Here is a 19,712-nt window from a genome sequence, read left to right as displayed (position 1 = left end):
GAGGGAATCAACACGAGCGGGTGTGCGCAGACGGGACCGTTGCTCGACGAGTCGGAATGCAAGGAAATTGCGTCCTGGTACGCGGAGGTGGGCCGATTTCGGAGCACGATCGACATGGCGCGGTACCGATTCGGGCAAGGGGAGTACCGATACTTTCGTGATCCGGTACCGGACCCGATCACGGTCATGCGAGCCGCCTTCTACCGGCAGCTTCTGCCTGTTGCGCGTGAGTGGGCTTTCAACCTGGGGGATCACGCGCCCTGGCCGGATACCTTCGACGAATGGATCGAGTTGTGCCATGACGGCGGCCAACAGCGTCCGACGCCGATTCTGCTGTCCTACGGCCTCGGTGACTGGAATGCGCTGCACCGGGACCTGTACGGCGAGTTGGTATTTCCGATGCAAGTGGTGATCGGGCTGGACAAGCCGCACATCGATTACACGGGCGGTGAATTCATGATCGTGGAGCAGCGGCCGCGCGCCCAGTCCAAGGGAACCGTCGTAGTGCTCGAGCAAGGACATGCCCTGATATTCACCACCAGGGACAGGCCGGTTCCCAGCGCGCGCGGTTGGTCCAGAGTGCCTGTGCGTCATGGTGTCAGCGTCGTGAAGTCAGGGGCGCGTCGAACCTTGGGATTGGTGCTTCATGATGCCGAATAGGACGTACATCCTCCGTGATGCCGACAACAAGCCGTACGAGAGTCAGGCACCCGGAGTGCTTGGTGGACACCGGAAAACGAAGATCTACGGTCGACTCGACTGCAGAGGGGCTGCGCGGGCGATCGCGCGCGGTGGGTATGTCGCCAGTCGGGTGTTCTTCGCCGACGAGCCGACCGCGATTGCGGCCGGCTATCGACCCTGCGCTGTCTGCATGCCCGCGGACTACGCAGTGTGGAAGGCTGACTCCAAGCGGCAGCGTTGAAGCGGCCGCTACGCGCCGAAGCGATCCCGGTACTCCTGCGGAATGAGTGGCTTCTCGCCGCGAACCTTCAACTGCTGAACCGCCCAGGTGTTTCCGTCAGGATCGGAGAACCCGAAGAAGGTGCCGCCATCACGTTCGTCGAAAACTGTGACCTCGCTGGCGTCGACGCCCCGGTCGATGAGCTCCTGCCTGGCCGCTGCCGCGTCGGACACAACCAATTGCAAGCCCTTCAAAGAGCCGGGAGGCATCTCGGTTTGTGACGGCAGGTTGCCGATGACGATAGAACAACCCGATCCACGTGGGGTGAGCTGGGCGACCGTCATGTGCTCGTTCACGGTGTGGTGATCGAGATTGAATCCGACCTGATCGCGATAGAACGCAATGGAACGCCCCAGATCGCTGACCGGAACTATGACAACTTCAAGCGTCCAATCCATGAGAGTGCCTTTCGCAGTGAGTGATCGGGCAAACAGGTGATCAGGACTGTGCGACGATCTTGTCCAGGCGCTCGTAACCTTCGACGACGCCGCGTTCCATATTGCTCTCGATCATGCCGTCGCGCGCCTCGAGACTCGGATATACGGAGTGGCCGGAGAGGCGGGTGCGCCCGTTGCCCAGATCTTCGAACGTCATGGATTCGATGCTGACCACATCGGGAAAGCCCTCGTATTCGAAGGTCTGGATGGCAAATTCGTTCTTACGAACAACGTGGAAAACGCCGTTGAACTTGTACTCGCCACCCTCTGGATCGCGGTGGATGTACTTGTATCGACCGCCGCTGACAAAGTCGTATTCCTCGATGTCCATCTCGTACCCGTTGGGGCCGAGCCATTGCTTGACCAGTTCGGGATCGGAGTGAGCCGCGAACACGGCACTCACGGGTGCGTCGAATTCGCGTGTGATGTCGATGAACGGAACGCCCTCGGGCGCCGTGATCGTGACGGGATTGGTGGTGCTCATGGCTGTGTCTCCTTCTGTGTGGTGTGCAGTAGGTGATCAAGGTTTCGGAACTGTTGTTCGTGGACCAGTCGATAGCGGTCGATCCAGGCTGTCAAAGCCTCGAGTGCTGCGGCATTCAGATGCACCGGGCGCCTCTGGGCGTCACGACTGCGAGTGACCAACCCCGCTGCCTCGAGTACCTGAATATGTTTGGAGACAGCTTGTTTCGTGATTTCGAACGGCTCGGCCAGCTCGTTAACCGTCTGGGGTCCGGTGCTCAGGCGGGCGATGATCCGTCGTCGTACCGGGTCGGCAAGTGCCATGAATGCCTTGTCGAGGCGATCATCAGCCCCGGGGTCCACGATCACTTGTCAATCAACTCCTTTATCAACCAATCTGTTGATTACGATACGAGCCCATGCGGAGAGTGTCAATGCCGCATCGCCTACTAGCCTGGAAATCATGAACGCGCTGATCCCGCGCCCGCGGATGGTGGTAGCCCCGGGAGCTGTTCACGTTCCGGATTGGCTAGGCGTAGACCAACAGCGCATGCTCGTGAGCGAATGCCGACGGTGGGCAACCGCCCCGGTCCCGATGCGCTCGGCGGTGGTCCCCGGTGGACACAAGATGTCCGTTCAAACCGTGTGCCTCGGCTGGCATTGGCAGCCGTACAAATACACGCGCACGGCCGACGACGTGAACGGTGCGGCTGTAGCCGCACTACCCGAGTGGCTGATCGAGTTGGGGCGCAAAGCTGTGCGAGTGGCATACGGAGATTCAGGTGAGATCTACACCCCCGACACGGCGCTGATCAACTTCTACGACGACGGCGCCCGGATGGGAATGCATCAGGACAAGGACGAGCGCTGCGACGCGCCCGTCGTGTCCCTGAGCATCGGCCAGAGTTGTGTCTTTCGGTTCGGGAACACTGAGAATCGCAATAAGCCGTACACCGACATCGAACTTCAGTCCGGCGATCTTTTCGTGTTCGGCGGTGCCTCACGCTTCGCTTATCACGGAGTCCCGAAAGTAATTGCAGGAAGCGCATATCCGGACAGCGGATTGATGTCCGGCCGGTTGAACATCACGCTTCGGGATACCGGAATGCGGTGAAGTTCTCAGGCTGACAGTGCCCGTTTCACGCGTGAATTATGGATGAGGGCAGGAAGTATCAAAGCTAGAACTGACACCATCACGCACAGTCCGAGGAAGGGAAATGACCAATTCATTCCCGACGCCCGGAGTGCAGTCAAGGTGCCGGCTGCAAACAACGGCATACCGACTCCGGCAAGCAGGTCCATCTCGCGCGGAGACACAGGAGGGGCGCCCCACATCGGAATGCGTTTGCCCGAGTTCTCTCTGAGAGTGCGCGATATCGACATGGCATAGAGGACTATGCCGACAACGCCGACGGCAACTCCCATCACAACAGGGCCGGCCCCGGTTCTAGTCGAGAGCAGGGCATACGCAAAGACGCACATCGTTCCCAGCATGGCCGCCGCAGATTTCCATCTCGGGGTCGACGTCTGAATCGGCGCGTGAACGCTCACCGGCCGCATCGGTTCGAGAGGCTCCATGGGATCAGCGTGCCATGAGTCAGACCGAAAACGAACTGATAATTCTGTTCCGGTCTCGGTTTCGGTTTCGTGCGGACTTCACCGGCGATTGCTACGAGGGGCGTTGTATTCCTCGTCGGTGACCTTGTCGCCCCACGTGGTTTCCTTGCTGCCGTCGCCGGGACCTTCCCACAGTGCGAGGTGGGTCATGAAGTGGTCGGGCGCCGCGCCGTGCCAATGTTCTTCGCCGGGTGGTGTGTAGACGGTGTCGCCGGGGTGGGCCTCGATGATCTCGCCGCCGCGAGCCTGAATCAGGGCGGTGCCGGACACGATGTGCAAGGTCTGCCCCAGCGCGTGGGAGTGCCAGTCTGTGCGTGAGCACGGCGCAAAGCGAACCATGTTGGCGCGCATGCGTGACGGTTCTTGACCTGCGTAGATGACGTCCCACCAGACGTCACCGGTGAACCAGTCTGCGGGAGCTTTACTCGTCTGCGGTTGCTTCAGAATCTCCATGGGAACTCCTTATGTTATGACTGAACGATTTTCGGATGACTGTCTACCTGTTTTCGTTTACCCGCCTGCGGCACGATGAAGACAAGAACTATGACGAGGCAACCGGCGAGGAGGCCGGCACCTGCGGTCAGTGCAGTCGAGACATGCTCGGTGAGTGCTTCTTTCGGGGATTCCGCAGCGGATCCGGCCCCGGCTGAGATCGCGACGAGAATGCCGAGTCCCAGTGCGCTACCCAGTTGGTGTGCTGTGTTGACCAGTCCGGACGCGGCTCCGGCGTCGTCGGCCTTCACCCCGGCGATTCCGGCAGCGGTGAGCGGCGCAAACGCGAGACCTTGGCCTGCGCCGATCAAGATCATCGGTAGCGCAACGCCGCTCAGATAAGTGCTGCCCGAATGCACGAAGCTGAGCCACGTCATACCTACCAATGTGAGTGCCACACCCGCGGCGAGCAACGGAGCGTTCCCGAATCGAGGGGTCAATCGCGGAATCAGCAGTGCAACTGCAAAATTGACGACCGTCATCGGGAAGAAGGCCACACCGGCTTGGAAAGCACTGAATCCCATTGCACCTTGCAGAAGTTGAGTGGTGAAGTAGAAGAATCCGATCATGGCGCCGAGGTACAGCATGCGGGCGGCGTAGGCGCCGGATCGTTCGCGAGAGCGGAAGAGTCGAAGCGGCATGATGGGTTGCTCCGCGCGCGATTCATTGCGAATCAGCAGAGCCAGGAGAACCGCACCGAGCGTCAGTGTCAGGAAGGTGGTCGGTGATCCCCATCCGGCTTCGGCGGAGTTGACCATGCCGAAGACCAGTGCGGCCATTCCGAGTGTGGCGTAGACGGCGCCGGCTACATCGAAACGTCCTGTGCTCGGCTTTGTTTCGGGAATGAACCGCGGTGCGAGAACGATCATCGCGATGCCGATCGGGACGTTGATGAAAAATCCTGCGCGCCAGGAAACCCAATCGGCAAGGGCGCCGCCGATCACGAGGCCGAGACTCGCGCCTATTCCGGCGGCTGCGCCGTACCAGGCAACCGCGCGTGTCCGTTCGCGCCCCGGCGGGAAGCTTGCCGTCAGCAGTGACAGTGACGCCGGCGCGACCACCGCGGCGCCGACGCCTTGGAAGGCGCGGGCCGCGATGAGCCACCAACCATTGGGAGCAACCCCGACCAGGAACGACGCGGCCGCGAAGATCGCCAACCCGGCGACAAAGATGCGGCGACGCCCGAAGATGTCGCCGAGTCTCGCGCCGAGGAGGAGCAGTCCGCCGAATACGAGGGTGTACGCGTCCTGCACCCATGACAAACCGGTCGCCGAATACCTCATCTCGGCTGCGATGCTTGGCAGCCCGGTGAAGATGATGGAGTTGTCGAGCAGGATCATGAAGTAGCTGATCAGAATGATCGCCAGGATCGCGGTGGAATTGACCCGACCGATCCGGGGAGTGTCGACGGTGGTCATGGGTTACGGCCGGACAAGAACTTTGAGTGCCTCACGTGTGTCCATCGCGCGGTAGGCGTCCGGTACCTCGTCGAGGTTGACTGTGCGGTCGAAAACCTTGCCCGGCTGGATCTTTCCGTCGAGAACGTCTGGCATGAGCTCCTCGATGTACGCGCGCACGGGAGCCGGGCCACCGGTGAGTGTGACGTTGGGTCCGAACAGGCTGCCGAAACCGACGGGCGCTACCTCGTACTGAGGTACACCGACGCGGCTGATGACTCCGCCTGGTCGGACAACGCCGATCGCCTGCTCGTAGGCGGGCATGTGGCCCACTGCTTCGAGTACAACATGGGTACCGTCACCGCCGGTCAGTTCGCGGACCTTGGCGATGCCCTCGTCGCCGCGCTCGGCGACGATATCGGTTGCTCCGAACTCGATGCCCAAATCGGTGCGCGACTTGTGGCGGCCCATGAGGATGATCCGCTCGGCGCCAAGTCGTTTGGCGGAGAGAACCGCCATGAGGCCGACTGCGCCGTCGCCGATGACGGTGACCGAGGTGCGTTCGTTCACACGACCCTTGACGGCAGCGTGGTAGCCGGTACCCAGGACGTCGGACAGGGTGAGAAGTGAAGGGAGCAGTTCCGAGTCTTCGCCGACGGGTGCTTTGACCAGGGTGCCGTCGGCAAACGGCACGCGGATGGCCTCGGCCTGTGCGCCACCGATGCCGTTTCCGGCCCAGAAACCGCCGTGGCGGCACGACGTCTGCAGCCCTTCGCGGCAGAACTCGCAGGTTCCGTCGGACCAGGCGAACGGAGCGATGACAAAGTCACCCTTCTTCAGCGTGGCTACGTCGCCGCCGACCTCTTCGACGACCCCGACAAATTCGTGGCCCATCGGAGTGCCGCCTGGTGTGGCAGGCATGTCGTGGTACGGATGCAGGTCGGATCCGCAGACACATGCTCGAACGATGCGTACCAGTGCGTCGGTCGGCTGTTGCAGTGTGGGGTCTGGCACGTTCTCGACGCGAACGTCTCCGGCGCTGTACATGATGGTTGCGCGCATGATGAATCCTCTTGGTTGTTCGGTTCGCGGTGTCGATACCCAGTGAACCGTCCGCATCACCCTGGCGGGAGTTCCTGTCGTTCCAGGTACCGGCAGTACCTCCCTGCGGTTCGACGACTCGAGTAACGTAATCGGCATGGACAACCGAGCCGAGATCCGCGAGTTCCTCAGCTCCCGCCGTGCACGTATCACTCCCGAGCAGGCGGGACTACCGGCGTACGGCGGAAACCGTCGGGTCAAAGGATTGCGCCGCGAAGAAGTTGCCTTGCTGGCGGGTGTCAGCATCGACTACTACGTGCGAATGGAACGCGGCAATCTGGCCGGAGCATCGGACTCGGTACTCGAAAGTCTTTCCCGGGCACTTCAACTCGACGAGGCCGAGCAGGATCACCTGTTCGATCTGGCGAAGACCGCAAGTGCGTCGGCTCCGCCGAAGCGCCGATCAGCCCCCAAAGGTGTCAGTCCGGCCATTCAGCAGATACTCGACGCCATCACCGACGCCCCGGCGTGGGTTCGCAACGCCCGGCACGATATGTTGGCCGCCAATCGCATGGCCCGGGCGCTGTATTCGCCGGTATTGGCGGATCCACGTCGTCCCGCGAACAATGCGCGGTTTGTGTACCTCGACCCGGCTTCGCAGGAATTTTTCACCGACTGGGAACGTGCTGCCGATGATATTGCGGCAATGCTCCGATCTGAGGCGGGGAAGAACCCGCACGACAAGGCGCTGACCGAACTGATCGGTGAATTAGCCACGCGCAGTGAGATATTCCGCACGCGATGGGCGAAACACAATGTGCGCTTTCATCGAACAGGTTTCAAGAAGGTTCATCATCCCGTTGTCGGAGACCTCGAGCTGAACTTCGAGGCGATGGAACTTCCGTCCAACCCCGGGCTGACGCTGCTGGTCTACACCGCGGCGCCGGGTACTCCGACGGCAGATGCGCTCAAAGTCTTGGCGAGTTGGGCGGCTACCCAGGATCAGTTGGATCCCGCCAACGACAAGGAATCTTCCCTGTAGGAGCACTCAGTTCGACGGTGCCGCCAGAACTTTCTTGAGAGCGGGGAGATCGAGAGTTGCCGCAAGATCTGCGATGGTGACTCCCGACAGCGAAGCACGCCATACCTTTTCGGCGTCGGCCATGACCTTGGCGATACCGCACGGGGCGAGGCACTGCTCCGGTGGCGCGGCGAGGATCCCTTGTTGCCGAATCTCCGTGCACCGGAAGGCAGGTTCCTTACCGTCGACGGCCTGAACGACGTCGAGCACTGTGATGTTCTCGGGTGGCCGGGTCAGGACGTATCCACCGTCGCGGCCCTCAGTCGGATTGACAAGACCGGCCTGCGCCAGGGCGCGCAGATGTTTTGCCAGGTATGTCTTCGACACCCCGTGCAGTTCGGCGAGTCTGGCCGTGGGGACCGGGCCTTGCGCCTGGCTGAGGACCACACAGCAATGGAGCGACCACTCCACTCCTCCGGAAAGCTTCATGCCAGAACTCTATCGACGCCGTGGAAACCGGTTTGGGGCGGACATCGGTGGTGTTGTCTTTTTTCAGGCCTTCGAGGCCAACCACTCGTCCAGTGTTGTCGGCGCAATCCAGGCGTTCGCGCCGGGAGTCGGTGTGAGCGCGGCACTGTCGAGTTTCGCGCCGAAGTAGCCGGCCTCCGGATCGGGCGTCACCGAGCGGTCGTCCCCGGTGACGGAGAACAGGCGTCGTACCAATTCGTCGATACCCAGCGGTTCGGGTCCGGCGATCTCGACCGTCCCGTTCAACGGCGGGCCGGTCACAACCTCGGCGACGTGAGATACGACGTCCCGCGACGCGATCGGCTGAAGATGCGCCGGCGTTGCATGGACTGTGCCGTCCACGGTCCCGGCATCGGCAATTCCGGCGATGAACTCGAAGAACTGGGTCGAGCGGACGATCGAGTAGGGGATCGGGCCGGCCTTGACCAGGTCTTCCTGGGCGACCTTGGCTCGCATGTACCCGGAATCGGACAGTCGATCGGCACCCACGATGGACAGGATGACATGGTGCCCGACGCCCGCCTTATCCTCCGCCGCGAGGATATGGCCAGTTCCGTCGCGGAAGAAAGCCATGACGTCGTCGTCCGACCACGACGGGGAATTTGTAAGATCCACGACCACATCTGCACCGGTCACGGCTTCGAAGAGGCCTTCGCCCGTGGTTGTGTCGATACCGTCCACACGGCCGAGTGCCTTCACGTCGTGCCCGGCGTCACCGAGCTTCGACGCGACCTGACTTCCGATGAGCCCGCTCCCGAAAATGACGATCTTCATGCCTGTCTCCTTTTTACTTGGATAAGTCGTGTCCAAGTATACTCGGACATGACTTATCCAAGTAAAGAGTTACCGGAACAGTTCTGCAGCCAATGCCTCGTACGTCGCAATCGGATCACCGTCGGCCGGAAGCGCCTGGATCGCAACGTGGTCGGCACCGGCCGCAATATGTTCACGCAACCTGTCCGCGATGGAACGGGCGGTCCCGTAGGCCACCAGCGCGTCGATGACACGATCGTTTCCGTCGTTCGCAATTTCGTCGGGTGCAAAGCCGAGGCGTTCGAGATTGGTCGTGTAGTTACGTAGGTGCAGATATGGATTGGCGACAGCCGGACGGCCGACCGCTCGCGCCTTGTCCGGATCGGTCTCGAGAACAACTTTGTGTTCCGGCGCAAGAATTTTCGACGGCCCGAGAATCTCGCGTGCTTCGGCGGTGTGTTCCGGAGTTGTCAGATAAGGATGCGCACCGGCAGCGCGATCAGCCGACAGCTTCAATACCTTGGGGCCGAGAGCGGCGAGGACACGACGAGATTCCGGAACCTGAGCCGCGTCGAGTTCATCCAGGTAGGACACCAGGGTGCCGTACGGCTTCGAGTAATCGCCGGTGGCTTCGGGATGTCCGATGCCGATTCCGAGGAGGAACCGTCCCGGGTGCTTGGCTTCGAGTCGGTGGTACGACTCGGCAACTTCAGCAGCGGGTGACGACCAGACGTTGACGATCCCGGTCGCCACGGTGATGCGTTCCGTCGCGTCGAGTAGCTTCTCGGCCACCAGAAGGTCCGCTCGCGGTGAACCCCCGATCCAGATGGTGCCGAACCCGAGTTTCTCGATTGCCGCACCCAGATCCGGTGTCAATCCGGCGGCTCCTCGCCAGATTCCGTAGGTGCCCAGGTCAGGTGTCTGCGTCGCGTCAGTCATGGTGGTGGTAACCCGAGTGTGACCCGGATCTATTCCGTACCGGGCGCACGGTAGTCGGTGGGGCGATTGACTGCTTCGTCGATTTCCTCGGGCGTGAGCAGGGTGACGGATTCGGATCGAGCCGCTCCTTCGGCGGTGGTGCGAATGCTCAATGCCGCGGCGGCAACGGCGTCGGGAAGGGTGCCGATGACAAACATGTCATGACTGCCGAGTGCAAAGTGGCAGGATTCGACTGTGCCGCCGACACTTTCGACCATGTGGGTTATTGCATCGCGGCGGGCGGTGCCACCTTCCTTCTGAAGGCCGGCGGCCCCGGTTGGTGTGTACGTCACTTGCCAGAGGTATTTCGGCATTTCGACTCCTTGCTCGGCAGGGGTATTCACCTCCGAGGGGTATACCCACAAAGTGGTAGGGGACAATCAACCCATGGTTGGTACTCCGGTGATCGTGACGATCGTGTCTGTCTGTGTGGGTTTTGTGATCTTCATGCTTGCGGCAAGCGGCGCCCGCGGAAAGTGGGATCGTCGGCTCGTTATCGGGTTGTTTGTCGCAGCAGTGGTGTGCCTGACCGTCGTGCCGGTGTCCGTTGCGCTCAGTGCCGGGGTATCGGGCGTCTAGTCTGAACTGGTGGCAGATATCCGAGTAGGTATCTCAGGGTGGACATATCCCGCCTGGCGTGGAGACTTCTATCCGAGCGGCCTTGCGCATCGCAAGGAATTATCCTATGCCGCAGAGAAATTGACTTCGATCGAAATCAACGGCTCGTTCTATGCGCTTCAGAAACCGGAGAGTTTCGCGAAGTGGCGCAGTGAAACACCGGACGACTTTGTGTTTGCCCTCAAGGGCGGTCGGTACATCACGCACATGAAGCGGCTGCTCGACACACAGACAGGGCTGGCGAACTTCTTTGCGGCGGGTGTGCTTGCGCTGGGTCCGAAACTCGGGCCGATCTTCTGGCAGTTGCCGCCCACCTTGCAGTTCGAGCCCGAACGGTTGGCGAGCTTCTTCGAACTGCTTCCGCGTACGACGACGCAGGCTGCTGAACTGGCAGCCCGGCACGACGAGAAGCTGACCGAAGACAGGGTATTGGCGCACGCAGAGATCGAACTCCCGATCCGCTATGCGGTGGAGGCACGCCATGCCAGCTTTGCCGTTCCGGAAGCGGTGGAACTGATGCGCGAGCACGACATCGGGTTTGTCGTCGCCGATACCGCGGGAAGGTACCCCCAGATCACTACGCCGACCAGCGATTTTGTCTACGTGCGCATGCATGGCGACAAGGAACTGTACGCAAGCGGTTACACCGACAAAGCCCTGGACAGCTGGTCCGAACGCGCTCAGGGCTGGATGAGCGACGAGCTTGACGTGTTTGTGTACTTCGACAACGACATGAAGGGTTTTGCGCCCCGCAACGCGATGGCATTCCTGGCCCGCTTCACCTGAATGTGTGCTGTCGGTGCCACCTGGCAAGCTCACACGCGAGCGCGAACAAGGAGAACCGAACGTGAACCCCCAGCAGAGTTGGCCCACCGAGTGGCCGAAGGTTGCCCGCGACATCGCCGCTGCCACGGCAGACGCGCTGGCCGCGGTGCGAGCGGCCAACCGCGATGCGTTGACCGAGGCGGTCGATGAACTGCGCACGCTGTCGTTCGAGCAGGTCACATCGGTGCACGCGGCTATCGTTCGTGAACTCCTCGAGGACACCCACCCGGACGGACTCTCGAGCGAGGATGTGCAAGACGCGCTCACTGCCTGCGCCAAGGCCACCATCGTGTGGCTTCCCGACCTCGACGTGCAGGCTCTCGCCGCCGTGTACACCGGCGCGCTCGGCATTACCGATCTCGAAGACGACTCGTTCCGGATCGGCCACGGTGCATACCTGCGTTCAGCTGTGCTTGTGATCGGAAGCTTGTCCGCGGTTGTCAAGAAACCGCTGACGACGTACATCACCACCGCGATCGGCGAGATCGCGCGCGCTCAGACCATCGAGATGCCATGAGCGCGTAAACCCACCTAGGCTGGTTGTATGTCGAAAATTGCGAGTGCAGACCGGGTTTCGCACGCCGAGTTACTCGAATTCATCAGACCACGCCACCGTGCCACTCTCGTGACCGTCCGCAAGTCCGGCGAACTCCAGATTTCGCCGATCACGTGTGGTGTCGACGACGAAGGCCGCATCGTCATCTCCACCTACCCGGAGCGGGCTAAAGCGGTGAATGTGCGTCGTACTCCCACGGTGTCGTTGTGTATCCACTCCGACGAGTGGAACGGACCGTACGTGCAGGTGAACGGGACGGCCGAGCTCATCGACCTGCCGGAATCCGTCGAGCCCCTGGTCGACTACTACCGCTCGATCGCCGGCGATCATCCCGACTGGGACGAGTACCGGCAAGCGATGCACAAGCAGGGCAAGAGCCTGATCCGCGTCACCGTCGATTCGTGGGGACCGATCGCAACAGGTGGGTTTCCGCCGGAGCGTTAGGGAGCTGTCGGGGAGAGGTGCAGGACGGTGGCGTCCCGCGCCTCGAGTGGTGCATTGCAATGCGAACACACCACTTGTGCGTGCAGTTGCTCGCCGCACCGATGTTCGACGACGGTCGGGGGTGGGCCGTCGATCACGTAGGTGTCTCCCCATTCCATGATCGCCATCAGAATCGGATACAACGCTTTACCTGACTCGGTGGCGACGTATTCGTAGCGTGGGGGATGGTCCTCGTACAGGCGTTTTGTCAGCACGTCGGCGTCGACGAGCGTCCGAAGCCGGGCTGCAAGAATATCCCGACTGGCACCAGTGCCCTTCGCGATGGCGTCGAAGCGTCGTTGCCCGAGGACGATCTCACGCAGGATCAGAAGCGACCATTTCTCGCCCACAAGGTCCAACGCCTTGGCGATGGAGCAGTTACGACCTTTGGGTGTCACGCTCACTCCGATCGACAGTGGGTTGCGAAATCCAACTTAGCACTTGACGGCATCAAATCTATGCCGCACTGTGAGTTGGGAAATCCAACCGACTAGACGAGGAGCATGACGTGGCCGATGTGGATCTCGAGGCAGCGAGCGCTTTTGTGAGCGCCGCAGGATTACAACTCGACGAGGTGTCCGGCACCAAAGTTGTCGGACATATCGATCTGTCCGACGCTCATCACACGCCGTGGGGTGTGGTGCACGGCGGCGTCTACACAACGGCTGTGGAATCGGCGGCAAGTATCGGTGCGAGTACCGCTGTCGCGGACCGTGGAGAATTTGCCGTTGGCGTTCACAACGGAACCGACTTCTTGCGAGCCCGCACCGGCGGACGCGTCGATGTCGTGGCACTTCCGATTCAGCAGGGCCGCGTTCAGCAGTTGTGGTCGGTTGTCATCACCGATCCGGAAACGGGAAAAGAAGTGGCGCGTGGACAGGTTCGCTTGCAGAACGTTCCGCTGCCGAAGTAGCTCAGTCGGGTAATCCGGCGTCGATGTTGACCGAGATTCGCTTGAGGAGTGCGGTGAGTTGCACTTTCTCGTCCTCGCTCAGTCCCGATAGCAACCGGCGGTCGCGTTCGACCCGGCGCGGAAACTCTGCTTCTACCAAAGCTCTTCCGGCTTCGGTCAATTGGAGAAGTACGACGCGTCCGTCACGTTCGAACCGTTGACGCTCCACCAGTCCGAGCTTGGCCAGTCGATCGGCGTGCTTGGTGGTGGCGGCGCCGCTGAACATGGTGACTGCGGTGACCTCGCTGGCGCGTAGTGGGCGATCGCTGCGGGCCAGTGCGCTCATCACGTCGAATTCGGCGCGGGAGACGCCACTGGGAGCGAGGGCGCGATCAAGTTGGTGGAGGGACTGCGAACTGATGCGGGTGATCCGTCCCATCACCTCGACCGGCGAGGTGTCGATGTCAGGGTAGGCGCGATTCCATTCACGACGGACTTTGTCGATGAAGTCGTCTTCGGGACTGTTGGCCTGATCCATGGCACACATCTTAGCGACTGATTTCACAGTACTTCACAAGTAATTTACTAGTGAAATAACTGTATGCTGGATTAGTGACGCCTACTCCGACCCCCACCACGACATCGAGCCGACTCCGCCATTCGAGCGGAGCAATTGCGCATTCGGTGTCAGCGCAGACGTGGCGGGCGGCTTTCCGGCTCGGTTCCGCCGACGCTGGAATTGCCCCGGCAATACGGGTCGGCCTGGCAACAGCGGTAGTCCTGATCTTGGGTGGTGCGCTCGGGCACGAAGAGCTGGCGGGATTTGCAGCGCTGGGCGCGCTGAGTGCGGCGTTCGGACGATACGAGCCATACCCCCGGTTGGCCGGCAAACTCGCGATAGTGGGCGCAGCGTTGGTTGCGTTCATTGCATTTGGTGCGGCTCTGGGGATGTTCGGTGTGCCGGTCTGGGCGCAGATCGGTGTTCTCTCGTTGGCGGCCGGCGCTGCCTACTGCTTCATCTCCGGCTTCCGCATCACTGGTCCAGGGCCGGTGATTCTTGTCTTTGCCGCGACGGGTGCAGCAGGCTTCGCCACGAGCTTTGCGGATCTGGTTCGGCTGGTTGTCGCCGGAACGATCGGTGTACTGATCGGATGGGTCGCGGCGATGCTTCCCGCGCTTGTGCTGCCGATGGGCCCCGCACGTCTGGCTGTCGCTCGCGCGCTTGCGAACGTCGGGAAGCTAGAGGCCGGTGGTTCAGTCCCGACTGCGCGGGCGTCGATTGCCCATGCGCGGACGGTTATCGCGTCGAGCAGTCGGATCAAGTCGACGCTGGGTCATGGTCGTGAACTGATGGCGGTGCTCGGCGAAGCGGATGCCGCAGTGCGATCGTGGAGCGAGCATGGCGACGCGTCGCTGATTCGCGATATTGCAGCGCACGAGGATGAGCTTCGTAAGATGAAGCGCTCCAGCATGATCGAGCACTCGCTCGAGCCTGTATCGGAATTGCCCGCGCCGGAGAACTACGTCGTCGCCGGTCTACGGCATCTGTACTCGCGCGCCGTGGTGATGAATGCCGTTCGTATTGTCATGGCGTCGGCATTGGCCGGATGGGTTGCCGCGGGCGCCGGACTCGAGCATCCGCTCTGGGCGTCGATGGGTGCGATGGCAGCAATGCAGGGGCTGAACTACAAGCAGACCGTTCAACGCGGAATCCAACGGCTTGTCGGCAACGTCGGCGGAGCGATCATCGCTGCCGCTCTGATCGCCCTGACGCTCGGCTATTGGCAGGCTGTTGTTGCAGTGGTGATTCTGCAGACCGCGGCAGAGCTGTTTGTCGTCAAGAATTACGCGTTGACGTCGGTTGCCGTGACGCCGATGGCCCTGGTGCTCATCGGTCTCAGCGCACCCATCGAGACCAGCGCGGCGCTCGCGCGAGTGGCGGACACCCTCATCGGAGTGGTGATCGGTGTTGTCGTCGCGGCCGTGACAATCAGCCGCGCCGATCGGAACCACGTCCTACGATGACTCCAGTGCATCGGAGTGAGGGGTTGTCGGGACGTGAATTTTCAGTCGAAGTCGATTATTGCGGCGCTGTGTGCTGCGGCAATTAGTTCGGTGGTCTTGGCGCCAATGGCGTCTGCGGAGGCACCTGGGGTTTCGGTTGCGACCGGAACCGTTGTGTCGAGCGAACCGCTACCGCGCGATCTCTGGATTCCGGGGACCGTCGACGCTACTCGATTCACGTACTGGACCATCGGTTCCGACGGCAGCCCTGCCCTCAGTAGCGGTGCGTACTACGTACCAGCTGGCCCCGCCCCCGAAGGCGGCTGGCCCGTCATCGCGTGGGCGCACGGAACCACCGGCCTCGACGACTCCTGCGCACCTTCCTTGGTCGGGCCAGGACTCCCGGAACGCGACTACCCGTATCTGGGCCGCTGGCTCGCCGAAGGCTATGCCGTGGTCGCAACCGACTACGTCGGGCTGGGAACTCCGGGCCTCATGCCATACCTCGACGGAAAAGTGGAGGCGCACAGCGTCGTTGATTCCGTGAAGGCCGCTCGCGCCCTCGATTCTTCGATCTCGAATCGTTGGGCAGTGGTCGGACAATCGCAAGGCGGCGGCGCGGCAATCACGACCGCGCGATACGCAACCGAATACGGCGGCGATTCCCTCGACTACCGCGGCGGTGTGGGGACGGGTGTGCCGGCCAACATCGAACTGGTCTTCCTGCCGGCCGGTCCCGGATTTCCGCCCATTGCACTCGGCGGAGGCTTGACCTCGTACGCCCTCTACATTCTGGCGGGTCTGCGCGAAGCTCACCCGGAAATCGACGTCAACTCGTACCTGACTCCGCTGGGTCGCGAGCAGGTCGATCTGGCCGAAAAACTGTGCGCCGCAGACTTGGAAGATGCATCGAAGAAGCTCGTTCTGGGCGATGTGCTGTCTCGCCCGCTGAACGAAATCCCGAACTTCTACGGTCTCCTGAACGACTACATGGGTGTGCCGACCAGCGGTTACGACCGCCCCATTTTCATCGGCCAAGGCTTGCTGGACGTGGATGTGCCTGCCCCGTCGGCACTTTCGCTCGTCGCGGCTCTGGTTGCGAATGGTGAACCCGTGACTTTCAAGGCGTACAACACCGACCACAGCGGCGCGTTGATCGAATCGCAAGCCGACACGATTCCGTTTGTCGCGAATCTCTTCCGCTAGTGAAGCGGTGGATTGCGGGTCTCGTTGCACTCGGCGTCGTTGCCTATGTGGGGTCCGTCGTCTGGATCTCCGTTGCCGCGAAGGGGCACACCTTCGACGTCGCGGATGCGCCCGAGGCTCCGGTGGTAATCGTTCTGGGTGCTCAGATCAAGGACGGCAAGCCGATGGCGTTCCTGAAAGGGCGCCTCGACGCGGCCGTTCAACTGGTCGAGGACGGTAAAGCGAGTGCCGTGCTGGTGTCCGGGGACGCGAATGGGGCTTCGGGCGACGAGATCGCGGCCATGACAAATTACCTGGTCGAGCAGGGGATCGATGAGCGTCGTATCGTCGGGGATCCGTACGGCCTGGACACATATGACACCTGCTCGAGGGCAATACATACGTATGGTGTGTCGAAGGCGTTGATCGTCACGCAGGGCTACCATGTTCCCCGCGCCGTCGCGTTGTGCCGTGACGCCGGAATCGATGCGGACGGCGTGAACAGTGACTGTGGTTGCGCAACAACGACGTTGGTCAAAAATGCTGCCCGAGAGTGGATTCTCGCCAAGCCGAAAGCGGCAATCGACATGCTGTCCGGTCGTGATGCCAAGGTTACGAGTCCGCCGGAGGATTCGGTCAATTCTGCTGTGCGCCTTTATTAACCGCGGTCGGTTGAAAAAGGCGCACAGCAGGAGTCTTACTGAGCAGGCTTCTCCGCGATGATCTGGATCAGGTTGCCGCACGTATCGTCGAAGACAGCGATGACGGCGGTGCCGATATCCGTCGGAGTCTGCGTGAACACCACACCCTTTTCCGTCAGGCGGGCATGCTCGGCCTCCACGTCCTCGACGGCAAACTGGGCGAGCGGAATGCCTTCTTCGGCAAGTGCATCGCGATACGGCTTCACAGCCGGATGCTTCGCGGGCTCGAGCAGGAGTTGCGGGCCGTCCGGTACCTCCGGCGAGACGACGGTGAGCCACGCATCCTCGCCCAGTGGGATGTCGTGGTGCTTCGTGAAACCCAGGACATCGGTGTAGAAGGCGAGTGCTGCTCGCTGGTCGTCGACGAAGATGCTTGTCAGTTTGATTTGCATGGTGTTCCTGTCTCGATGGGCCACCGCCGGGTGATTTCGGCAAGTGGCTCGGGATTGAAGTAGTGGAATTTGGAGCGTCCGCGCCGCTCGGTCACGACCAGTCCAGCCGACTCGAGTACACCGAGGTGCTGAGAGATCGCCTGACGCGTGAAGCCCAGACCGTGTCGCATCGTGAGCAGTGAACAGATCTCGAACAGAGTCTGGCCGTCATGTGCCGCGAGTTCGTCGAGGATGATGCGCCTCGTGTCGTCGTCGAGAGCACGGTAGATGGTGACCACGGCACCACTATAGGCAAGCCCGAGCTTGCATATCAAGAGCTGTTGAGTGAGCACGGTTTGTGCAGAGTGAACAACGGTTGTGGCATGCAGCAAGGGGTGCTCGCTGCGCACAAAGGGTGTCAGGTTGCCGAACTCCCTCGAGGGAGGCACTGGCATTACCGGTAACCCCTGGCCCTCGCGCCCGTGGCAGATCTGGGGTTGGCTGAAGGAACATGTCGTCGACGCAAGGGGTACGGGCAATGACGGGCTGGAGCGAAGAGCAGGTAGCGGCAATCGCGAACCCTCAGGAAGTGCAGGTCGCGACCAGGCGGGCCGACGGTTCGCTGAGAAGTCCCACGATCATCTGGATCGTCGGCGACGGTGACCGGCTCTTCATCCGATCTACCAACGGCCGTCCGGCAGCCTGGTTCAAGGGCGCGATCGCGACCGGAACCGGGCAGATTATTTCCGGCGGCAGCGCGTACGAGGTGAAGTTCGTCGAGGCCGGTGACGCAGACCTCCCGCTTGTGGACAGTGCTTACCGGAAGAAGTACCGCCAGTACCCGAGCATTGTCGATCACCTTGTCGAAAGTGGCCCCCGTTCGGCCACCCTCGAGGTTTTCCCCGCCTGATACGCAAACGGCAGCGAAGGAGTTATTCATGCGCGGCACAATTATCTACGGTCCCAATGACATCCGCTTCGAGGACCGACCCGATCCCGTGATCGCGGAGCCCACCGACGCGATAGTCCGCACAGTGGCAGCGTGCGTGTGCGGTTCGGATCTGTGGCGATATCGTGGCATCGCGGAGGTCACCAAGCCGACGCCCATCGGCCACGAGTACGTCGGCATCGTCGAAGCGGTTGGCAGCGACGTCACCACCGTGAAGCCCGGACAGTTTGTGGTCGGCGGATTCTTGACCAGCGACAACACCTGCGCGCTCTGCAAAGTCGGCGCACACGCGAACTGTCTCCACGGCACCGGATACGACGGCTGCCAGGCAGAGTTGATCCGTGTTCAGAATGCCGACGGAACACTCATCGCCACCCCCGAACTGCCCGACGAGGCGATGATCCCGAACATCCTGGCGCTCTCCGATGTCATGTGTACCGGCTGGCATGCGGCGGTCAGCGCAGGCGTCAAGCCGGGAAGCACCGTCGTGGTTGTGGGTGACGGCGCGGTGGGCCTCTCCGGTGTACTTGCAGCAGCGGAACTGGGCGCGGAGAGGATCATCGCGATGAGCCGCCATGAGGATCGGCAGCGTCTCGCACTGGAATTCGGCGCCACCGAGATCGTTGCCGAGCGCGGCGACGACGGCGTCGAGCGGGTCAAGGAACTCACGTCCGGAATCGGAGCAGATTCGGTGCTCGAGTGCGTCGGTACTCACGATTCCGTCGAGCAGGCCCTGCGGTCCGCGCGCCCTGGCGGCATGGTTGGCTGGGTCGGCGTTCCCCATGTCGCGGATCTTCCTCAGCGGCACATGTTTTGGAAGAACGTCGGCTTGCGCGGTGGACCTGCACCGGTGCGGGCATACCTCGACCATCTTCTGGACCGCGTCTGGAACGGGCACATCCACCCGGGCAAGGTCTTCGATCTGACTCTGCCGCTCGATCAGGTCGCTGAGGCATATGCGGCCATGGACGAGCGCCGCTCCATCAAGACCATGCTTATTCCGTGAACGCAGGAGTTCGAAACAATCCCGGCAGATTATCGACGGTCCAGCTGGGGGAGGAGTGTTTCGCGGGCCAGCAGCAAGATCGCGGCAGCGATCGGGATGGCGAGCAGTGCGCCGACGATTCCGAGCAGAGCCCCGCCGAGCAGGACAGCAACGACCGTAATCAGGGGTGGTACTTGGACGGTCCGGCCGATGATGCGCGGCACGAGCACGTAGTCCTCGACGAGTCGAAGCATGATGAAGAAGGCTACGGTGGCGAGCGAAATAGGTAGTGACACAGTCAAAGCCACCAGTGCTACGACGATTCCGGCGAGCGTCGATCCGACTATCGGGATCAGGTCGAGTACTGCGACCAGTACGGCGAGCAATAGTGGGTACGGAACGCCGAAGGTGATCAGCCAGATGAAGGTGAGAACGGCGGTGATGAGCGAGATCAGG

30 protein-coding genes (1 of these 30 running past the window's edge) are annotated in these 19,712 nt (G+C 61.7%); 14 read left to right on the top strand and 16 right to left on the bottom strand.

What is annotated here, in order from left to right; genetic code table 11:
* Positions 1-660 carry the 3' portion of a 2OG-Fe(II) oxygenase gene (locus FEZ60_RS22685; protein ID WP_172937229.1) on the top strand. It extends 51 nt beyond the left edge of the window, so the window shows 660 of its 711 coding nt (coding positions 52-711); its start codon lies beyond the left edge, outside the window; its stop codon occupies positions 658-660.
* Positions 650-922, top strand: a complete 273-nt coding sequence (locus FEZ60_RS22680) for an Ada metal-binding domain-containing protein (protein WP_116102775.1) — start codon at positions 650-652, stop codon at positions 920-922. Before FEZ60_RS22685 ends, FEZ60_RS22680 begins: the two co-directional genes overlap by 11 nt.
* Positions 923-930: 8 nt before the next feature.
* Here FEZ60_RS22680 and FEZ60_RS22675 read toward each other — a convergent pair whose 3' ends face one another.
* From FEZ60_RS22675 to FEZ60_RS22665, 3 genes are read right to left on the bottom strand one after another with little or no spacing between them, the layout of a single operon-like run.
* The gene (locus tag FEZ60_RS22675; RefSeq protein ID WP_033233575.1) at positions 931-1,359 is read right to left on the bottom strand and encodes a VOC family protein; all 429 of its coding nucleotides are present in this window, start codon (positions 1,357-1,359) and stop codon (positions 931-933) included.
* A 40-nt stretch (positions 1,360-1,399) separates the two neighbouring features.
* Positions 1,400-1,882, bottom strand: a complete 483-nt coding sequence (locus FEZ60_RS22670; protein WP_033233574.1) for an SRPBCC family protein — start codon at positions 1,880-1,882, stop codon at positions 1,400-1,402.
* The gene (locus FEZ60_RS22665; RefSeq protein WP_033233572.1) at positions 1,879-2,229 is read right to left on the bottom strand and encodes a metalloregulator ArsR/SmtB family transcription factor; all 351 of its coding nucleotides are present in this window, start codon (positions 2,227-2,229) and stop codon (positions 1,879-1,881) included. The genes FEZ60_RS22670 and FEZ60_RS22665 overlap by 4 nt, the downstream gene beginning before the upstream one ends.
* Positions 2,230-2,323: 94 nt before the next feature.
* Here FEZ60_RS22665 and FEZ60_RS22660 point away from each other — a divergent pair, with 94 nt between their 5' ends.
* Complete coding sequence (locus FEZ60_RS22660) at positions 2,324-2,974, top strand: alpha-ketoglutarate-dependent dioxygenase AlkB (protein WP_172937049.1); 651 nt, start codon at positions 2,324-2,326, stop codon at positions 2,972-2,974.
* Positions 2,975-2,979: 5 nt separating this feature from the next.
* Here the strand turns inward: FEZ60_RS22660 and FEZ60_RS22655 are convergent, their stop codons facing one another.
* The 4 genes from FEZ60_RS22655 to FEZ60_RS22640 form a co-directional block, all read right to left on the bottom strand.
* Positions 2,980-3,438, bottom strand: a complete 459-nt coding sequence (locus FEZ60_RS22655; RefSeq protein ID WP_116102598.1) for a hypothetical protein — start codon at positions 3,436-3,438, stop codon at positions 2,980-2,982.
* Between the two features lie 78 nt (positions 3,439-3,516).
* Positions 3,517-3,930, bottom strand: coding sequence for a cupin domain-containing protein (locus FEZ60_RS22650; RefSeq protein WP_116102600.1), 414 nt, complete (start codon positions 3,928-3,930; stop codon positions 3,517-3,519).
* A gap of 14 nt (positions 3,931-3,944) precedes the next feature.
* On the bottom strand, positions 3,945-5,387 hold the full coding sequence (locus FEZ60_RS22645; protein WP_172937048.1) for an MFS transporter: 1,443 nt from the start codon (positions 5,385-5,387) through the stop codon (positions 3,945-3,947).
* Between the two features lie 3 nt (positions 5,388-5,390).
* Positions 5,391-6,428: a zinc-dependent alcohol dehydrogenase family protein gene (locus FEZ60_RS22640; RefSeq protein ID WP_172937047.1), complete on the bottom strand. Its 1,038-nt coding sequence runs from the start codon at positions 6,426-6,428 to the stop codon at positions 5,391-5,393.
* 136 nt (positions 6,429-6,564) lie between these two features.
* Here FEZ60_RS22640 and FEZ60_RS22635 point away from each other — a divergent pair, with 136 nt between their 5' ends.
* Positions 6,565-7,449 carry a helix-turn-helix transcriptional regulator gene (locus FEZ60_RS22635; RefSeq protein ID WP_033233564.1) on the top strand — a complete coding sequence of 295 codons (885 nt, stop codon included), beginning with the start codon at positions 6,565-6,567 and terminating at the stop codon, positions 7,447-7,449.
* A gap of 6 nt (positions 7,450-7,455) precedes the next feature.
* On the opposite strand, the gene FEZ60_RS22630 is transcribed toward FEZ60_RS22635, so the two are convergent.
* The 4 genes from FEZ60_RS22630 to FEZ60_RS22615 all read right to left on the bottom strand — a co-directional run bounded on the left by FEZ60_RS22630 (position 7,456) and on the right by FEZ60_RS22615 (position 10,001).
* Entirely contained in the window at positions 7,456-7,917 is a 462-nt protein-coding gene (locus FEZ60_RS22630) for an Rrf2 family transcriptional regulator (RefSeq protein WP_033233563.1), read from the bottom strand.
* A gap of 63 nt (positions 7,918-7,980) precedes the next feature.
* Complete coding sequence (locus FEZ60_RS22625) at positions 7,981-8,730, bottom strand: SDR family oxidoreductase (RefSeq protein WP_172937046.1); 750 nt, start codon at positions 8,728-8,730, stop codon at positions 7,981-7,983.
* A 69-nt stretch (positions 8,731-8,799) separates the two neighbouring features.
* Positions 8,800-9,648, bottom strand: a complete 849-nt coding sequence (locus FEZ60_RS22620; RefSeq protein WP_172937045.1) for an LLM class F420-dependent oxidoreductase — start codon at positions 9,646-9,648, stop codon at positions 8,800-8,802.
* A 29-nt stretch (positions 9,649-9,677) separates the two neighbouring features.
* Entirely contained in the window at positions 9,678-10,001 is a 324-nt protein-coding gene (locus tag FEZ60_RS22615) for a GYD domain-containing protein (RefSeq protein ID WP_172937044.1), read from the bottom strand.
* A gap of 73 nt (positions 10,002-10,074) precedes the next feature.
* Between FEZ60_RS22615 and FEZ60_RS22610 the strand changes: the two genes are divergently transcribed.
* From FEZ60_RS22610 to FEZ60_RS22595, 4 genes are all read left to right on the top strand, one after another.
* Positions 10,075-10,266, top strand: coding sequence for a hypothetical protein (locus FEZ60_RS22610; RefSeq protein WP_033233559.1), 192 nt, complete (start codon positions 10,075-10,077; stop codon positions 10,264-10,266).
* A 9-nt stretch (positions 10,267-10,275) separates the two neighbouring features.
* Positions 10,276-11,091, top strand: a complete 816-nt coding sequence (locus tag FEZ60_RS22605; protein ID WP_172937043.1) for a DUF72 domain-containing protein — start codon at positions 10,276-10,278, stop codon at positions 11,089-11,091.
* 61 nt (positions 11,092-11,152) lie between these two features.
* Positions 11,153-11,647, top strand: coding sequence for a hypothetical protein (locus FEZ60_RS22600; protein WP_033233850.1), 495 nt, complete (start codon positions 11,153-11,155; stop codon positions 11,645-11,647).
* Between the two features lie 27 nt (positions 11,648-11,674).
* Positions 11,675-12,130: a PPOX class F420-dependent oxidoreductase gene (locus FEZ60_RS22595; protein WP_033233557.1), complete on the top strand. Its 456-nt coding sequence runs from the start codon at positions 11,675-11,677 to the stop codon at positions 12,128-12,130.
* Here FEZ60_RS22595 and FEZ60_RS22590 read toward each other — a convergent pair.
* Positions 12,127-12,567, bottom strand: a complete 441-nt coding sequence (locus FEZ60_RS22590) for a helix-turn-helix domain-containing protein (protein WP_172937042.1) — start codon at positions 12,565-12,567, stop codon at positions 12,127-12,129. The genes FEZ60_RS22595 and FEZ60_RS22590 overlap by 4 nt on opposite strands.
* Positions 12,568-12,677: 110 nt before the next feature.
* Between FEZ60_RS22590 and FEZ60_RS22585 the strand changes: the two genes are divergently transcribed.
* Positions 12,678-13,082: a PaaI family thioesterase gene (locus FEZ60_RS22585; protein ID WP_033233555.1), complete on the top strand. Its 405-nt coding sequence runs from the start codon at positions 12,678-12,680 to the stop codon at positions 13,080-13,082.
* A gap of 1 nt (position 13,083) precedes the next feature.
* On the opposite strand, the gene FEZ60_RS22580 is transcribed toward FEZ60_RS22585, so the two are convergent.
* A complete protein-coding gene (locus FEZ60_RS22580; protein WP_095887298.1) occupies positions 13,084-13,599 on the bottom strand; it encodes a MarR family transcriptional regulator in 516 nt (171 codons plus the stop codon).
* A gap of 59 nt (positions 13,600-13,658) precedes the next feature.
* Here FEZ60_RS22580 and FEZ60_RS22575 point away from each other — a divergent pair, with 59 nt between their 5' ends.
* Genes FEZ60_RS22575 through FEZ60_RS22565 form a run of 3 tightly spaced genes read left to right on the top strand, consistent with a single transcriptional unit; the run spans position 13,659 to position 16,912 of the window.
* Positions 13,659-15,086 carry an FUSC family protein gene (locus tag FEZ60_RS22575; RefSeq protein WP_172937228.1) on the top strand — a complete coding sequence of 476 codons (1,428 nt, stop codon included), beginning with the start codon at positions 13,659-13,661 and terminating at the stop codon, positions 15,084-15,086.
* Between the two features lie 33 nt (positions 15,087-15,119).
* Positions 15,120-16,271 (top strand): lipase family protein, encoded by a 1,152-nt coding sequence (locus tag FEZ60_RS22570; RefSeq protein ID WP_033233552.1) that lies wholly within the window; start codon positions 15,120-15,122, stop codon positions 16,269-16,271.
* The gene (locus FEZ60_RS22565; RefSeq protein ID WP_233365851.1) at positions 16,271-16,912 is read left to right on the top strand and encodes an ElyC/SanA/YdcF family protein; all 642 of its coding nucleotides are present in this window, start codon (positions 16,271-16,273) and stop codon (positions 16,910-16,912) included. Before FEZ60_RS22570 ends, FEZ60_RS22565 begins: the two co-directional genes overlap by 1 nt.
* 35 nt (positions 16,913-16,947) lie before the next feature.
* Here the strand turns inward: FEZ60_RS22565 and FEZ60_RS22560 are convergent, their stop codons facing one another.
* Positions 16,948-17,343, bottom strand: a complete 396-nt coding sequence (locus FEZ60_RS22560; RefSeq protein WP_172937041.1) for a VOC family protein — start codon at positions 17,341-17,343, stop codon at positions 16,948-16,950.
* Positions 17,328-17,621, bottom strand: coding sequence for a metalloregulator ArsR/SmtB family transcription factor (locus tag FEZ60_RS22555; RefSeq protein WP_230590088.1), 294 nt, complete (start codon positions 17,619-17,621; stop codon positions 17,328-17,330). Before FEZ60_RS22555 ends, FEZ60_RS22560 begins: the two co-directional genes overlap by 16 nt.
* A 239-nt stretch (positions 17,622-17,860) precedes the next feature.
* Here FEZ60_RS22555 and FEZ60_RS22550 point away from each other — a divergent pair, with 239 nt between their 5' ends.
* A complete protein-coding gene (locus FEZ60_RS22550; protein WP_045065336.1) occupies positions 17,861-18,232 on the top strand; it encodes a DUF2255 family protein in 372 nt (123 codons plus the stop codon).
* Positions 18,233-18,260: 28 nt separating this feature from the next.
* Positions 18,261-19,277, top strand: coding sequence for a zinc-dependent alcohol dehydrogenase family protein (locus FEZ60_RS22545; protein WP_033233546.1), 1,017 nt, complete (start codon positions 18,261-18,263; stop codon positions 19,275-19,277).
* A gap of 29 nt (positions 19,278-19,306) precedes the next feature.
* Here the strand turns inward: FEZ60_RS22545 and FEZ60_RS22540 are convergent.
* The coding region (locus tag FEZ60_RS22540) for an AI-2E family transporter (RefSeq protein ID WP_172937039.1) at positions 19,307-19,712 on the bottom strand (406 nt) is incomplete at its 5' end.

It is taken from the genome of Rhodococcus sp. MS16, from assembly GCF_013277795.1.
In the GTDB taxonomy this organism is placed as follows: Bacteria; Actinomycetota; Actinomycetes; order Mycobacteriales; family Mycobacteriaceae; genus Rhodococcus_F; species Rhodococcus_F globerula.
The sequence above is the reverse complement of the archived record's forward strand: the minus strand, read 5'-3'. Positions and strand labels throughout refer to the sequence as shown.

What these genes read in the sequence shown, in the direction of transcription:
- FEZ60_RS22680 (WP_116102775.1), top strand. Translation starts at nt 650, where the DNA reads ATGCCGAATAGGACGTACATCCTCCGTGATGCCGACAACAAGCCGTAC.
- FEZ60_RS22675 (WP_033233575.1), bottom strand. Translation starts at nt 1,359, where the DNA reads ATGGATTGGACGCTTGAAGTTGTCATAGTTCCGGTCAGCGATCTGGGG.
- FEZ60_RS22670 (WP_033233574.1), bottom strand. Translation starts at nt 1,882, where the DNA reads ATGAGCACCACCAATCCCGTCACGATCACGGCGCCCGAGGGCGTTCCG.
- FEZ60_RS22660 (WP_172937049.1), top strand. Translation starts at nt 2,324, where the DNA reads ATGAACGCGCTGATCCCGCGCCCGCGGATGGTGGTAGCCCCGGGAGCT.
- FEZ60_RS22655 (WP_116102598.1), bottom strand. Translation starts at nt 3,438, where the DNA reads ATGGAGCCTCTCGAACCGATGCGGCCGGTGAGCGTTCACGCGCCGATT.
- FEZ60_RS22650 (WP_116102600.1), bottom strand. Translation starts at nt 3,930, where the DNA reads ATGGAGATTCTGAAGCAACCGCAGACGAGTAAAGCTCCCGCAGACTGG.
- FEZ60_RS22645 (WP_172937048.1), bottom strand. Translation starts at nt 5,387, where the DNA reads ATGACCACCGTCGACACTCCCCGGATCGGTCGGGTCAATTCCACCGCG.
- FEZ60_RS22640 (WP_172937047.1), bottom strand. Translation starts at nt 6,428, where the DNA reads ATGCGCGCAACCATCATGTACAGCGCCGGAGACGTTCGCGTCGAGAAC.
- FEZ60_RS22635 (WP_033233564.1), top strand. Translation starts at nt 6,565, where the DNA reads ATGGACAACCGAGCCGAGATCCGCGAGTTCCTCAGCTCCCGCCGTGCA.
- FEZ60_RS22630 (WP_033233563.1), bottom strand. Translation starts at nt 7,917, where the DNA reads ATGAAGCTTTCCGGAGGAGTGGAGTGGTCGCTCCATTGCTGTGTGGTC.
- FEZ60_RS22625 (WP_172937046.1), bottom strand. Translation starts at nt 8,730, where the DNA reads ATGAAGATCGTCATTTTCGGGAGCGGGCTCATCGGAAGTCAGGTCGCG.
- FEZ60_RS22620 (WP_172937045.1), bottom strand. Translation starts at nt 9,648, where the DNA reads ATGACTGACGCGACGCAGACACCTGACCTGGGCACCTACGGAATCTGG.
- FEZ60_RS22615 (WP_172937044.1), bottom strand. Translation starts at nt 10,001, where the DNA reads ATGCCGAAATACCTCTGGCAAGTGACGTACACACCAACCGGGGCCGCC.
- FEZ60_RS22610 (WP_033233559.1), top strand. Translation starts at nt 10,075, where the DNA reads ATGGTTGGTACTCCGGTGATCGTGACGATCGTGTCTGTCTGTGTGGGT.
- FEZ60_RS22595 (WP_033233557.1), top strand. Translation starts at nt 11,675, where the DNA reads ATGTCGAAAATTGCGAGTGCAGACCGGGTTTCGCACGCCGAGTTACTC.
- FEZ60_RS22580 (WP_095887298.1), bottom strand. Translation starts at nt 13,599, where the DNA reads ATGGATCAGGCCAACAGTCCCGAAGACGACTTCATCGACAAAGTCCGT.
- FEZ60_RS22560 (WP_172937041.1), bottom strand. Translation starts at nt 17,343, where the DNA reads ATGCAAATCAAACTGACAAGCATCTTCGTCGACGACCAGCGAGCAGCA.
- FEZ60_RS22550 (WP_045065336.1), top strand. Translation starts at nt 17,861, where the DNA reads ATGACGGGCTGGAGCGAAGAGCAGGTAGCGGCAATCGCGAACCCTCAG.
- FEZ60_RS22545 (WP_033233546.1), top strand. Translation starts at nt 18,261, where the DNA reads ATGCGCGGCACAATTATCTACGGTCCCAATGACATCCGCTTCGAGGAC.